A 13,076-nucleotide genomic window follows, 5' to 3' on the forward strand; every position below is an offset into this window, starting at 1 on the left:
AAATTTGGAAAAAATTCTGGACAATAACTACTACGACCTAATTATTAATAATGTTTCAATTCCCATGTATGCTTCCGGGGACAACATTACAATGCTGAATTTCAGGCACTCTCTTCTCCACATCCCTAAGACAAACTCGGATCCCTGCAACTTAGGTATTTATCCTTATCACAGCTTTCCGACTCTCTATGTACCAACTTCCACTGTGAGCATTGAAAAATCAGGAATCGGCACCGTACAGCGAAATCCTTTTTTAGGCCTGTTTGGAAGAGGGGTCATCGTTGGAGTCATAGATACAGGAATTGATTACCGGCACCAGGCCTTCCTTTATAATGACAACACCACCAGAATCCTCTCGATCTGGGACCAGTCCATACAGGGTACTTCCCCTCCTGAAGGATTTACATTTGGCACCGAATACAAAAGAGAGCTTATTAATCTTGCCTTGAGATCAGATAATCCCTTATCCATTGTGCCTTCCGTTGACACCAATGGCCACGGTACCTCCATCGCAAGCGTGATTGCCGGTAAACCAAATATAGAAGGTACTTTTTCCGGCATTGTCCCGGAGTCCGAACTGTTAGTTGTAAAATTAAAGGATGCAAAGCAAAACCTTAAAGAAACCTTTTTCGTATCAGACGACATCCTGTGCTTTCAGGAATCCGATATCATTCTTGGGATACGCTACTTAAATGCCTATGCGCAAAGTGTAAGCCGTCCCGTGGTTATATGCATCGCCCTGGGAAGCAGCCAGGAAGGCCATGACGGCAACGGCGCCCTGAGCAATTATTTAAACTATTTAGGAAGGCTTCCAGGAATCGGTCTTTCCGTTTCAGCCGGGAATGAAGGAAACAACCGGAGGCATTACTTTAACAACACTACACAGGCTCCCTTTTACAATGACTTTGAATTAAGAGTGGGGGAACAGGACCGATTGTTCTCCATGGAAATATGGCCTTACGCTCTTGGACGGCTGGCTGTTGACGTATCTTCCCCAAACAGGGAATCCACACAGCTGATCTATCCCACCATCGGTTCCTGCAGAATGTTCAACTTCATTTTCACCCCAAGCGTGATTTGGGTCAATAACTTTATATTCGAGGAGGAAACCGGAGACCAGCTGATATTGCTGCGTTTCAGGGATCCCCTGCCAGGGGTCTGGAACATCCGGGTTCAAAGTACTGAAAATGAACCCATATCCTTCCATACCTGGCTGCCCTCCGGAGACATTATTTCAAATGAAACTTTTTTCCTCAATCCAAACCCTGATACCACCATAACCTCTCCCGGCAACGGGCTCCATCAGCTGACGGTTACTGCCTATAACCAGTTTAATGACAGCATACTCATTGAATCAAGCAGAGGCTATACGAGAAACGGCCTGGTCAAACCAGATATCGCAGCTCCGGGCTACCAGCTTCCCTGCGCTATCCCGGGCCCGGGGAATCAGTATGGAACCATTACCGGAACAGGGGCAGCGGCAGCCCACACAGCCGGAGCTATAGCCATGATCATGGAATGGGCCATTCCCAGAGGAAATTACACTTCCATGACTGGATACGATGTTAACCGTCTCCTGATAAGAGGTGCACGGCGTGAAGTTCCCGCTGTTTATCCAAATAACGTATGGGGTTATGGCCAGCTTGATGTAAATAATCTGTTTCGAAGACTTACAAATATTTAATGACCTGGTCAGTCCTTCCATTCTCGTAAAGAGCCGAAACATTTTCCAACGCATAAGGGTGTCCCTTTCTATTATGAAAAATCATAATTAGGGACACCCTTTAATAAAATTTGGATTTTATGCACTATTTAATTCATTAAGGATATGTGATATTTAAACTTCCGGTAGATCTTCCAAACAATAACTGCAGGCATGCTTAAAAACAGATACAGGGTGGACAACCCGCCTATGACCGCATAAACGGCAATCAACAAAATAATAACGGCATTCATAAATCACTCCTCCTTTTCTATTGTCATTTTAATGAAATTCACTAAAAAAAGGAATAGGAAAAGGGAAATCTTAACAGTATTTTAATGCCCGTCATCAGAACCTTAACAGGCCGGTAAATATGGCCCCCATAAAAGCCGTCTGGTTTGCCGTTGACAACCCATACAGATCTCCTTTATAATAAAATCAGCCTTTATTTGCAATATAAAGCAAATCGTTGACTGAGTCACCATAGAAAGGAATGATGGAAATGGCAGAAGTATCTATGTGTCAAAGCTGCGGTCTACCTTTTAACAGAGAACACGCTCACTTTATTGCAACAGAACCTGACGGAAGCAGAAGCATTTACTGCACAAACTGTTATAAAAGCGGAAAATTTATTGACCCGGACATGACTATGGAAGAAATGATCGATACGATCGTACCTGTTTTAGGTAAATCCATAGGCAAGGAAGAAGCAAGAAATGAAATGACAGCTTTATTGCCGACTCTTAAGCGCTGGAAATAATCACAATACGGATAAAATCAAACCTAACCTGCTGATATGATGACAAGGGGCTGCCGTAAAAAGAAGACCAAAGCCAGATATTGCTGCACTGATGTGTTATATGCAATATCCGGCCCGGATCCTCCGTTTTGCGGCAGCCCCTTAATTTAAAACATTGCCCGGCATTTCATTGAATTACAACAGGTCATCTTCTGTCAGAGGCCAACATGGCATAATAACAGTGGTCACAGATCCCCTGATTATTACGTCCGGCCTGGCGCATTGTTCCCTCATATCTCATACCGCATTTAGCCATGACAGCTCCGGAGTTGGCATTTAAAGGGTCATGTATTGCTTCTATGCGGTTCATCCCTACTTCATCAAACAAATAATCCATTACCCGTTTAAGCGCCTCAGAAGTAATTCCTTTGTGCCACCACCTGCGGCCAATGCAATATCCGATCTGGGCTGAGGCAACGCTGTCATCTAAGTATACCACACTTATGGAACCAATGGGTTCAGCCGGTGATTCTTTTAAAGCAATCGCCCACTGATATTTGTCCGCCCTGGAATAAGCGTTTACCCATTCGTTCAATACCATTCTGCTGATGCCGGCATCCTTATGGGCCGGCCATGTGAGATATTTTGTTACATCGGTATCGGAAGCCCAATTTTGAAACATTGCTTCAGCATCTTCCAGGGTAAACCGCCGCAGTACCAACCGTTGTGTTTCCAGATATTCCGTTCCCAGATGTTTCATGGCATTCTCCTTTTTCCCGCTTTTTTCCAGCTATTTGTACCATAATACTAAAAAAACGGTTGAGGGTCAATACCAGCTTTTAACATCTGCATTGCAGACACGCAGCCAGCCACTTAACAGCCCTGCCGTCACTCCGCCCTTTTCTCACAGTGAGACGCAGACCGTCTTTTTGCAGGAATCCAGATACAGGATCCTGTTCTCAATACCGTACAATTCTTTTACAGCCTGTTCCGTAATAATATCCTTCCCCTTCCCCACGCAGTGCTTTTTATTTTTGTAAAGCAGCAGCACATTGGCATCCGCCAAAAACCCGTGATCCGGAAAATGGGTTGTCATGATCACTGTCCTGTCAAGCTTTTCAACAAGACCGCAGATGTGGGAAATGATCCTGGCCTGGTTGCCGAAATCCAGATTAGAAACAGGTTCATCCAAAACCAATATGGGCGTTTGCTGGGCAATGGCCCGCGCGATCAGGGTAAGCTGCCTCTCTCCTCCGCTGATCCGGGTATAATCCTTGTTGCAAAGATATTCGATCCCCAGCAGTTCCATGGCTTCTTCCACTGCCCTCCGGTCTTCTCCGTTAAGCTTGCCCAAGCCCTGCTGATGAGGATTCCTTCCCATGGCAATGACCTCCTTAACCGTAAAAGCAAAGGGCGGGACATGGTTTTGTGGAACATAGGCGATCTGCTTTGCCAGCTCCTTCCGGTTCCAGCTTTCGAGAGGAATGTCATTTAATGAGATGCTGCCGTTTATGGGCCCCAGCAATCGAAGGACTGTCTTAAAAAACGTGGTTTTCCCCACGCCGTTTGAGCCCAGAACACACCACATTTCCTTTGCCTTGATGGTCATATTGATATGTTCAATCACCTCATGGCCATGATAGCCGCAGCTGAGATCTTTCATTTCCATTTTCATTTGCTTCACCAACCGCTTTCTCTTCTGCTCATCAGAAATATGAGGAAAGGGATTCCAACCAGGGACGTTGTGATTCCAAGGGGAATTTCAATGGTCATTAAGCTGCGGCACAAGTCATCCATCAGCAAAAGGTAAACCGCCCCTAAAAGCAGGGAGCCTGGAATCACATATTTGAAATTGGGCCCCATCATCATTCTTGCAAGATGAGGAACGATCAGCCCGATCCAGCCGATTGTCCCGGTCACTGATATGGAATACGCCGTTAAAACGGTAGCTGAAACAGTGATGATCACTTGAAGCAGCCGTGTATTCACTCCCAAAGACTTTGCCTCCTCCTCACCCAGGGCAAGAATATTGATCTTATTGCTGCAGAACACCAAAACCGCAATGCATATGGAAAAGGGCGCCATCATGCCCAGGGCATCCTGGTAAGTGGCTTTATTTAAGCTCCCCATCAGCCAAAAGGTGATTTCCGGCAGCTTGTTTTCCGTATCCGCAGTGTATTTCATCAAGGTGATCAACGACTGAAACAGGCCGCTGACTAAAATTCCCCCAAGGACCAATAAAAACACCATGTTATTGCCTTTTCCGATCCGCGCGGCAATAAACCAGGCCATCATAACAGCCAGAAGGCCAAATGCAAATGCCATCATCTTGGTGCCAACAATGCCAACCGACAAAACAATGCCCAGCACAGCACCAAAAGAAGCGCCCGAAGACGCTCCCAGTAAGTCAGGTGACACAAGGGGATTCTTAAACATCCCCTGATACGCCGCGCCGCTGACCGCCAGTGCTCCCCCTACCTGGATGGCAGCAAATATCCGCGGCAGCCGGACCTGATAAATGATATGGGAGATCTGCTCATTGTCCGAATAACCTGACAGCACCTTCATAACGTCTGCCAGCGATATAGGGAAGCGTCCTGCCAGCAAAGACACTAATATGGAAACCAGCAGAAGAACTGCAAGCAGCCAAAGCACCTGCGCCGGCGGTATTTTATTTTTTGTTTGATCCACTTCCGATCATCCTATCTTCATTTTTTTAATATTTCCTTTTTGAAAGTTTTCACCTATACGGGTCTCTCCCAGGCAATAGGAACAAAGGGCCGCAGGCATGGTAAACCGGAGGCGGCAATCCTGCATATCCGCCGAAAGAAGGTTTTTTCCCCTGCGGAAATATTCCGCGGCATCAAAAGAGCCTTGTCCTGTAATTCCGTTAAGGAATAATATGTCAGCTTTAGGATTTGCCATCTTTACCTTGAAGGCAAAGACCTCTCTTTCCGCCTGGGATACAATATCCCCTTTTGTAATAATAATCAGGTCTGCATAACGCAGCATGGGCCCGATTTTATGAGGGGTATTAATGCCTGATAAATTATCAATGACACATACCGCCAAAAATTCACGCAAATGAGGAGAACAGCGGTTGCACAGCCCGGCGCTTTCGATCACAAGGTATTCAAAATCATTTTTAAAGCCCCAGGCCGCACACTCTTCAATGTTGCTGACAAAAAAATGGTCTGGACATAAATTACCCGAAAGCCCCACAACAGAAGAGATCTGGTGCTCCCCGAACCGGTCTGAATCCGAGCTGGATAAGCAGTCAAACTTTGCCACTCCCACCTTTTCTTTTCCCAGCTGTTGGATGATCCGGATCAGAACTGAGGTTTTTCCCGCAGAAGGCGGCCCGGAAACCGTAATCAATTTCATGGGCATAATACACCCCCGGGATGAAGCCTGTGCCACTCCTGAAAAAAGACATCCAGGCAGTGTTCCGCCAAAGCAGGAATATCATGTTCACGGATAAAATCCCAGCCCAGCCACTGAAAAGCGGCACCAGGCGGCAGCTTTGCATCCACCTCTCCGTTCATAGGCGGCGTATAGGCCTTCACACAAGCCTGGGCGAAGTCCTTTCCGGTGATATAATCCGTAATATCCTTTACATTCTCAGCCTCATCCTTTCTCACAAGCATATACATGGGCAAGGTAATTGCTCCGTCATCAGGCCATATAATCTCCACCTCATCCCGCACGCAGGTCTGGGCGAAAAACCAGGAAACCAGATAAATGGCTCCTCCTTCCTGCCTGCTGCTTCCCGCTGTCTTTGACATCACACTTCCATGGAGGGCGTGTTTCACGTTCCCGGCAAATTTCCGGATCCCTTCCTCGCCATACAGCTTATATAAGTATAAAAACATGGCATTGGATATGGTTTCCCGGTCTTTTCCAAAGATAATGATGTTGTTCTCATAAACCGGGTCAAGTAAGTCTTCCAGAGTCCTGGGAACCGGAAGGCTGCCCAGCCGTTTTTTATCGATCATAAACATTTCGGCCATTACGCCGTAAACCGTATAAATATCCTCCGGGTCCCACAGGCCTGCCGCCTTTAATGCAGGATTCATGTTTTGGATGTAGCCTCCTGCAAATATACCGGCCATTTTCTTTTGAAAATCCAAGCCAAGGTATTCATTAAATTCTTTTGAAAACAGCAGTCCGGGAAAACGCTTTGGATCAGGGTCTGCCCAGGATTCTTCGCAGGTATCGTTTGTCATTTTCCCAAATTCCAAGTAGCACTTTCTTGAAATCCCATAGTGCTCTTTGTGTTTCCGCTCCAGATCTTCCAATGCATCACGGAAGGTGAATTTTAGGGGGCATATGGTATTTCCATAAAAATCCAGCTTCTCTCCCGGCGAAAAATCTTCCAGCAGATACTGGCGCTCTGCTTCTGCCTTTAAAACGGCATGATCCAGATGGTATAAAAAAAGTTCCTGATTGACCCCTCTTACATATAACAAGGTCTTTAACATGGTATCCGGCCCAACCTCTTCTAAAAAATCCTCCGGTTCTTCATATTCAAAGCCATTTGACCGGAACACTTCAAAACTTTCCGGATACTGTTTTAAGATTTCCTTTAGCTTCATTGTTCCTGTTATCACAAAAAACCTCCTGACTAAAGCATTGAAACCGACATCTCCACCCGCTCTCCCCTGCGGAGCATCTGTAACAGCTTTGTTGTTCTTCTGTCCATATCTTCCAGTTCCTTTAAATTCTTCTTTTCCATTTCACTTGTTTCCAGAACGGCTTTCATGCCGCCATTTTCAATAATAATGCGCTTATCTCCCATTAGAGCAAGGATCGGGTCGTGGGTGGACATGAGCACGATTTTTCGCTCCTGGGCGAGCAGGAGCAGCGCCTTTTTCCGGTCCACTCCCGCATTTTCGATTTCATCGATCAGCACAATGGGGGAAGTGCTTAAAAAGGCAGTGTCTGCGATCATCAGTGCGCGGGACTGGCCTCCGCTTAACTCTGTTAAAGGTGTTTCCTTAGAAAACCGTTCTCCTGCCAGGTCATTGGCTGCATCAAAGATTTTCCCGGTCACGCTGTCAAGGGACTCGATCATCCGGCTCTCCCCGTGAAGGCGCAAAAAATCCATGACAGGAAGATCCATGACAAAGTTCATGTTCTGGGAAAGCTGAGCAATGAGCTTGTTTTCGATTTGAAAGCGCTCCCTTTCACTGGGGATTCGGTCATCTATCAGGATCCTCCGTTTTGTCTGTGTATCGCCCTGGGCAAGGCACTCAATATCTGCCAGTAAGCAGCTTTTTCCTGATCCCGTAGGACCCATAACCGTAATAATTTCACCCTTTTCAATGGTAAAGGACAGGTTTTCACTTTCTCCGAATTTGTTCTGTCCTCCTATAATGGTGATCTTTTCCACGGATTTCTTTTTCTGCTTTAAAGATTCCATCCGGTTTAAAAACAGGATAAAATGATCTGCCAACTGAGAGGGGGACGCGCCGATATCCTCCAGCAAATGTTCGGGAACCGAGTCAATATACTGCTGGACGCTGGAATGAGACTGTTCAGAAAAACCATCTATGCCGGAGGCTGCAAAAAAGTCGCCGGCATAGGGATAGGTTTCTAAAACCATAGCAATGTTATTTGTTAATAATTCCTTTGTTATCATGATTTGATTCACTTCCGAAGAGCGTTCTTTGTGATATTTTCCACATCCTGGCCGCTCAGTTCCACGTGATAAAAAAGCTTGTAAAATTCTTTTGTTTCTTCCTTAATATCAAAGTCCACATACTCCGGGTACAAAATGGAATGAACCCACTTGATTCCGATGATCGTATTGACAGAAGGCGGCCTGTCAAACCAGTTCTGAGGCTGCATCGGTGTCTCAAACACAAGACCGTTTTTAACTGCCGGAATGGTCGACCATTTTCCGTCGTTCATGATGGTGTTATAGCTGCTGGAATCCGCAAATCCATTGTCAACGCTGCAGATGATCAGCTCCGGATTCCATTTCATAACCTGCTCAATGGAAACAGCAGTGCGCCCGTATCCAGGGGTAATTTCGCAATCCGCTACATTGATTCCGCCGCACAAATCAATTAACTGGGAATGAGAGGAACCTGAAGGGTCGGTATGAAGGCCATCCTGCTCTTCTGCATAATAAACACGTATCTTTTTATCCTCAGGAATTTGAGCTGTGATTTCTTTTGCATCATCCAATGCCTTCTGAGTATAGGAAGCCAGTTCTTCTCCCCGATCTTCCCTGTTAAAAAGCTTGCCTAAAAAGCGGTAGGTTTCCGGCAGATCCGTCAAATCACTTTTCACCAATATCACCGGTATGCCCAGCTGCTTCTGCAGCTGTTCTGCCTGGTCAATGCTTCCCTGATCCGTTCCGCTGGAAAGAACCACATCAGGAGCTGCTTTAATAATTTCTTCGATGTTTCCCTGGTTTCCTTTGCCGTACCAGCCTCCTAAATTAGGAAGGGATGCATAGTATTCCGTCAAATAAGCCTTTTCCCCGTCAGATATGTTCACATTTACACCTGCCACCATTTTGTCATCAAAGGTATACATGAGCATGGTGCCTATAGGGCTGGTGGAATATACGCGGCTGATGGCCCCAGGCAGTTCCAGCTTACGTCCTGAGTGGTCCGTGACCTCCTGGACTGCTGAATCGTTTTGTGCCGCAAGGGATGATTCCTTCTCTGCTTTTGCCGTCTCGCCGGCCCCGGCAGAACTGCCCTCCGTTACTGTCTGTGTCTCCTGTGCTGATGAACCGGCATTGGTTCCAGCTCCTTTGCAGGCGCTCAATGCAAGTGTGATGCATAAGAGCAATCCGGACAAATAGATGCGTTTCTTCTTTGGTATTCTCCGCATGATAAATAATTCCTTTCTTTTTTTTCTCCTGATTTTTTATAAATCACAAATTTTTTTATGATAAAGTTTTAACAAATATTGATTATTTTGCTCAAACCAATTAAAAACCAGGAGGAATTTCTCTTTTTTTCGATATAAATATATTAATATATCGGATTTAAAAAATCAAGCTAACAAAAATTTTGATTTGTAGATTTTTTCTGCTTCACATTCCCCTTGCCACAAATTAAAAATCTTTGTATAGTAATCTAAGGCGATAAGCAAGCATATTCGTTTTATTCATTAGGAGGCAAATGATGCGCGTAGTTACAAGAATAAGGATCGGCAAAGAAAGAATTTTTATCGGCAAAGGCGTAAAAGAAATGCTGGATGCCATTGAACTGAATAAGTCCATAAAAAAAGCAACGGAATACACGGGGATTTCCTATCCAAAGGCCATCCGGATGATCCGGACCCTGGAAGAAGAATTGGGATTTCCTGTTGTTATTTCTGAAAAGGGCGGAAACGAGCGGGGAGGAACCCGTTTAACTGAGAAAGGCAAAGAAGTTCTTGAGACTTACAGGAAGATCGAGAAGGACGTAGAAGAATATGCGGAAAAACTGATTGAGAAGGAATTTCGTTTTTAATGCTACCGATTTTAGATCTTCAGACAACAGCAAGGTAAGAACAGGATAATAAACAAAATGGCCTGTATTTTCAATAAACGCATATTTTTTCAGCCATTGTGCATACTCAACTCGTGAGGTGATGATATGAAGCTTTTAAGTCTCTGCGAGATTATATTTCGGTGTGTTTTATTTGCGTTGGCAATTTATCATATTTACAAACGGGAATATAAGTTAATGAAATCCGTTATCCTGGTATTTGCGTTGTCATTCTTACCTGAATTATTACATGCTGTATTTCAAATACAGGTTGATGCCTTCAGCATCCTTGTTTATCTGATCATCATATTTATGGCATTATACCTGGGCAGCTCCTTCCAGTTTTATGATAAATATAAATGGTGGGATCGGTCAATACACTTCCTGTCCGGCGTTGGGTTTGTGGGTTTTGGAATTGCAATTGCCGGTATAGGTTCTGATATTATAAAATTGGTAATCCTGCTCTTTGGTTTTACCTTTTCCATAACACTTCATGTGTTTTGGGAGGTACTTGAATATATAACCGATTGTATATTTCATGGAAATGCACAGCGATGGCAAAAGGTCCATGCTTCCATTAACCATGTATCTGAAAAAGCAATCCAGCCTGCCGGTCTTGTGGATACCATGAATGATATGATCTGCTGCATTGTCGGCGCAGGGCTTACAATTCTTGTCTGGTGGTTTATTATATAGCTCTTTCCAAGCCTTCCTTCCCGAAATCCATTGCCGCGAAGGAAGGTTATGCATTTTATCTTAAAAGCGCCATGGATCCTGTCAGTTTGTTTACTTTTTTCTTGCTCCCATAAATAGCAATCCCAAAATACTTATGATCCTGTTCCGTTGTGACAGCCGCTTTTGCAGCATATTCGCTGTATATGTTACAGCCCTGCGCTACATCAGAAAAATCGGCAACCACCAGGTCGTCAAATTCCGAACCGTACAGACGACTTCGCAAGTCCTTCAGAAGGGCTTTATCCCCACCCAGCATTGTAACAGGAATTGAAACGATGCCTAAGTGAGTTTGACCGGAAGCGTCTTTTACATCTGCACCGACTTGTTCTGGGATAAGTTTTCCCAACGTCACGCCCAAAATAGCTGAGGTGTTGGCCATAATGCCAATAGGTAATTCTGAATCTATAATTATAACACATTTCATATCACTCATACTTCAACACTCCTCTTGTCTTTAAAAGTCTCCTGCCCTGGGAAACCAATAATCCCGCCAGTGTAAGCACAATCCCAAGCACAGCAATTCCTGTGATTCTTTCCTGAAGCACAAGAATGGAAGTGACAACGGTTATTACGGGAACCGCGTAAATGTAAACACTGGTTTTCACTGCACCCAATTGTTTCACAGCAGAATTCCACGTTACAAAGCAAAGGGCAGATGCTCCAAAGCCTAAAAACAGGATATTAAACAGATTAACCGGCTGTATCAGTTGATCTATGCTTGGGTGAAATCCAAATATCAGCAATGCTGGCAGCATAAACAGCAGCCCATAAAAGAAAATTCGCCTTGTTGTCTGAATGGTATTGTAATGGAACCCGCTGATTTTCTTTGTCAAAACAGAATAGGCCGCCCATACCACGGCTGCTGAAAGAGCTAGTATATCTCCCATAGGATTCAGCTCCAAGCGGCTGCTTCCGTTAAAGCTGATAATAAAAATTCCGGCAGCAGCAAGGACAAACCCCATAAAAAACCCCAGTCTCAATTTCTCTCCATCCAAAAAATAATGAGCAAGAATGGCGGTGAAAAACGGCGCAATGGATACAATGACCCCTACATTGGAGGCAAAGGTATAGGTCAATGCAATATTCTCAAGCAGAAAATACAGCGTTACTCCGCATAAACCAGCCCCTGCAAAATACAGTTCCTGCTTTCTCTCCCTGATCCTGAGCCTGTGAGGACAGATCAGCAGCAAAAGGGCAAAGCCTATGGCAAATCTTATAAACAATATTTCAATGGGTGAAATCGCTTTTAAGAGTATTTTGGTTGATATGAAAGTCGTTCCCCAAATAAAAATTGTCACAAATGCAAGTAAGTGTCCTTGAATTTCTTTTTTTCCGTCCATGAAATCCCTTTCTATGTAAAAAATCAGCTTTAGATATCCTTAAAAATGTTCATATACTGTTTTGGCGTCAGCCCGATAAATTTTTTGAAAAAGTTTGAAAAATGGCTTTGGTCCGTAAACCCGGTCTGTAACGCTGCATCAATGGGCAAAATGCCCTGTTCCAGCAGTTTCTTTGCTTTGTCAATCCGTATGGTTTCTAAATAGCTGTAAGGTGAAATCCCCTTTTGTTTGGTAAAGGAACGAAGCAGATAGTATTTGCTCAATCCGGTCAGTCTGCAAAGGTCTTCCAGGGAAATGTTTTCCATGTAGTGGGTTTCTAAGAACCGGCAAATTTCCCTTGCCTGTGCACTTTGCTCCGTTTTTCCTGCGGGCAGTGCCTGATCCGTATATTCTTCAATCAACTGTTCCAAAAGGAAAAAGAAAATTTCCTCTTTCCTAAAGTCCTTTTCTTCCTCCATAATCATTTGATGCAATTCACTGAGTACTGCCGCCAATTCACTATGGAAAACTACCTGAGGGGTAAAATAAGGCAGATATTCGTTTCCTGTTATTTCAAAGACGGCCTTGCTCATTTTATCCGGCTGAATATTGATACAGCGGTAATCCAGGGTTTTACCATCAATTTGCTCGCAGGTATGATTATCACGCGGATTAAACAGCACCAAATCTCCCGGCTCTATGGTATACTCCTTGTTCTTACAAGATAAATACCGGCAGCCTTTTTCAATAAAACCGATCACATAATACTCGTGAAAATGATTGGGGAATTTCTGCATAATGCCTTGAAAATGATAAGCTTCCACATTCAATTCAGTATCATATTTTACCGTTCTTATCTCTTTCTTCATAACTTGTCCTCCTTTCCTGACTCTCTGATATTCAGTGTACCACAAACCACAACAGGATTCTTGTATGATATTGCCCTTTTCACTTCGTATCCGTTTACCTAAACGTTACCTGTTTGCCAGCTGTTTGTCCCGTTTTGAAGAATACTTCCACAAATTTAAGCTTCTGAATATTTTTCCTAAAAAACATAATAATATCTTATAAAACGAATTGAGGTGAAT

Annotated in this window: 15 protein-coding genes; 4 read left to right on the top strand and 11 right to left on the bottom strand. The window is 44.2% G+C overall.

What is annotated here, in order from left to right; all coding sequences use genetic code 11:
• Positions 1 to 4: 4 nt before the first annotated feature.
• Positions 5 to 1,684 (top strand): S8 family peptidase, encoded by a 1,680-nt coding sequence (locus tag K401_RS0128010; RefSeq protein WP_024296048.1) that lies wholly within the window; start codon positions 5 to 7, stop codon positions 1,682 to 1,684.
• Between the two features lie 128 nt (positions 1,685 to 1,812).
• Here K401_RS0128010 and K401_RS33340 read toward each other — a convergent pair whose 3' ends face one another.
• Entirely contained in the window at positions 1,813 to 1,956 is a 144-nt protein-coding gene (locus K401_RS33340; protein WP_166435301.1) for a hypothetical protein, read from the bottom strand.
• Positions 1,957 to 2,204: 248 nt separating this feature from the next.
• Here K401_RS33340 and K401_RS0128020 point away from each other — a divergent pair, with 248 nt between their 5' ends.
• Positions 2,205 to 2,462, top strand: coding sequence for a zinc ribbon domain-containing protein (locus K401_RS0128020; RefSeq protein WP_024296049.1), 258 nt, complete (start codon positions 2,205 to 2,207; stop codon positions 2,460 to 2,462).
• A gap of 184 nt (positions 2,463 to 2,646) precedes the next feature.
• On the opposite strand, the gene K401_RS0128025 is transcribed toward K401_RS0128020, so the two are convergent.
• The 7 genes from K401_RS0128025 to K401_RS0128055 form a co-directional block, all read right to left on the bottom strand.
• On the bottom strand, positions 2,647 to 3,201 hold the full coding sequence (locus K401_RS0128025; RefSeq protein WP_024296050.1) for a GNAT family N-acetyltransferase: 555 nt from the start codon (positions 3,199 to 3,201) through the stop codon (positions 2,647 to 2,649).
• Between the two features lie 144 nt (positions 3,202 to 3,345).
• Positions 3,346 to 4,116, bottom strand: coding sequence for an ABC transporter ATP-binding protein (locus tag K401_RS0128030; protein WP_024296051.1), 771 nt, complete (start codon positions 4,114 to 4,116; stop codon positions 3,346 to 3,348).
• 5 nt (positions 4,117 to 4,121) lie between these two features.
• Positions 4,122 to 5,132, bottom strand: a complete 1,011-nt coding sequence (locus K401_RS0128035) for a FecCD family ABC transporter permease (RefSeq protein WP_027352292.1) — start codon at positions 5,130 to 5,132, stop codon at positions 4,122 to 4,124.
• A 6-nt stretch (positions 5,133 to 5,138) separates the two neighbouring features.
• A complete protein-coding gene (locus K401_RS0128040; protein ID WP_330362360.1) occupies positions 5,139 to 5,831 on the bottom strand; it encodes a GTP-binding protein in 693 nt (230 codons plus the stop codon).
• Entirely contained in the window at positions 5,822 to 7,051 is a 1,230-nt protein-coding gene (locus tag K401_RS0128045) for an ABC transporter substrate-binding protein (RefSeq protein WP_024296052.1), read from the bottom strand. Before K401_RS0128045 ends, K401_RS0128040 begins: the two co-directional genes overlap by 10 nt.
• 14 nt (positions 7,052 to 7,065) lie before the next feature.
• Positions 7,066 to 8,082 carry an ATP-binding cassette domain-containing protein gene (locus K401_RS0128050; protein ID WP_084493001.1) on the bottom strand — a complete coding sequence of 339 codons (1,017 nt, stop codon included), beginning with the start codon at positions 8,080 to 8,082 and terminating at the stop codon, positions 7,066 to 7,068.
• Between the two features lie 8 nt (positions 8,083 to 8,090).
• Entirely contained in the window at positions 8,091 to 9,290 is a 1,200-nt protein-coding gene (locus tag K401_RS0128055; protein ID WP_024296054.1) for an ABC transporter substrate-binding protein, read from the bottom strand.
• A 293-nt stretch (positions 9,291 to 9,583) separates the two neighbouring features.
• Here K401_RS0128055 and K401_RS0128060 point away from each other — a divergent pair, with 293 nt between their 5' ends.
• Positions 9,584 to 9,916: a winged helix-turn-helix domain-containing protein gene (locus K401_RS0128060; protein WP_084493003.1), complete on the top strand. Its 333-nt coding sequence runs from the start codon at positions 9,584 to 9,586 to the stop codon at positions 9,914 to 9,916.
• Between the two features lie 126 nt (positions 9,917 to 10,042).
• Positions 10,043 to 10,630, top strand: a complete 588-nt coding sequence (locus tag K401_RS0128065) for a DUF2238 domain-containing protein (RefSeq protein WP_024296056.1) — start codon at positions 10,043 to 10,045, stop codon at positions 10,628 to 10,630.
• A 55-nt stretch (positions 10,631 to 10,685) separates the two neighbouring features.
• Here the strand turns inward: K401_RS0128065 and K401_RS0128070 are convergent, their stop codons facing one another.
• From K401_RS0128070 to K401_RS0128080, 3 genes are read right to left on the bottom strand one after another with little or no spacing between them, the layout of a single operon-like run.
• On the bottom strand, positions 10,686 to 11,102 hold the full coding sequence (locus K401_RS0128070; RefSeq protein WP_024296057.1) for a DUF2000 domain-containing protein: 417 nt from the start codon (positions 11,100 to 11,102) through the stop codon (positions 10,686 to 10,688).
• Entirely contained in the window at positions 11,095 to 12,009 is a 915-nt protein-coding gene (locus K401_RS0128075; RefSeq protein ID WP_024296058.1) for a DMT family transporter, read from the bottom strand. Before K401_RS0128075 ends, K401_RS0128070 begins: the two co-directional genes overlap by 8 nt.
• A 29-nt stretch (positions 12,010 to 12,038) precedes the next feature.
• Complete coding sequence (locus K401_RS0128080; RefSeq protein WP_024296059.1) at positions 12,039 to 12,857, bottom strand: AraC family ligand binding domain-containing protein; 819 nt, start codon at positions 12,855 to 12,857, stop codon at positions 12,039 to 12,041.
• Positions 12,858 to 13,076: the final 219 nt, after the last annotated feature.

The sequence above is a fragment of the Lacrimispora indolis DSM 755 genome, assembly GCF_000526995.1.
GTDB classification, from domain to species: domain Bacteria; phylum Bacillota; class Clostridia; order Lachnospirales; family Lachnospiraceae; genus Lacrimispora; species Lacrimispora indolis.

Coding starts and splice junctions, on each gene's coding strand:
- K401_RS0128040 (WP_330362360.1), bottom strand. CDS start 5,831: ATGCCCATGAAATTGATTACGGTTTCCGGGCCGCCTTCTGCGGGAAAA.
- K401_RS0128025 (WP_024296050.1), bottom strand. CDS start 3,201: ATGAAACATCTGGGAACGGAATATCTGGAAACACAACGGTTGGTACTG.
- K401_RS0128080 (WP_024296059.1), bottom strand. CDS start 12,857: ATGAAGAAAGAGATAAGAACGGTAAAATATGATACTGAATTGAATGTG.
- K401_RS0128060 (WP_084493003.1), top strand. CDS start 9,584: ATGATGCGCGTAGTTACAAGAATAAGGATCGGCAAAGAAAGAATTTTT.
- K401_RS0128050 (WP_084493001.1), bottom strand. CDS start 8,082: ATGATAACAAAGGAATTATTAACAAATAACATTGCTATGGTTTTAGAA.
- K401_RS33340 (WP_166435301.1), bottom strand. CDS start 1,956: ATGAATGCCGTTATTATTTTGTTGATTGCCGTTTATGCGGTCATAGGC.
- K401_RS0128070 (WP_024296057.1), bottom strand. CDS start 11,102: ATGAGTGATATGAAATGTGTTATAATTATAGATTCAGAATTACCTATT.
- K401_RS0128055 (WP_024296054.1), bottom strand. CDS start 9,290: ATGCGGAGAATACCAAAGAAGAAACGCATCTATTTGTCCGGATTGCTC.
- K401_RS0128075 (WP_024296058.1), bottom strand. CDS start 12,009: ATGGACGGAAAAAAAGAAATTCAAGGACACTTACTTGCATTTGTGACA.
- K401_RS0128030 (WP_024296051.1), bottom strand. CDS start 4,116: ATGAAAATGGAAATGAAAGATCTCAGCTGCGGCTATCATGGCCATGAG.
- K401_RS0128020 (WP_024296049.1), top strand. CDS start 2,205: ATGGCAGAAGTATCTATGTGTCAAAGCTGCGGTCTACCTTTTAACAGA.
- K401_RS0128065 (WP_024296056.1), top strand. CDS start 10,043: ATGAAGCTTTTAAGTCTCTGCGAGATTATATTTCGGTGTGTTTTATTT.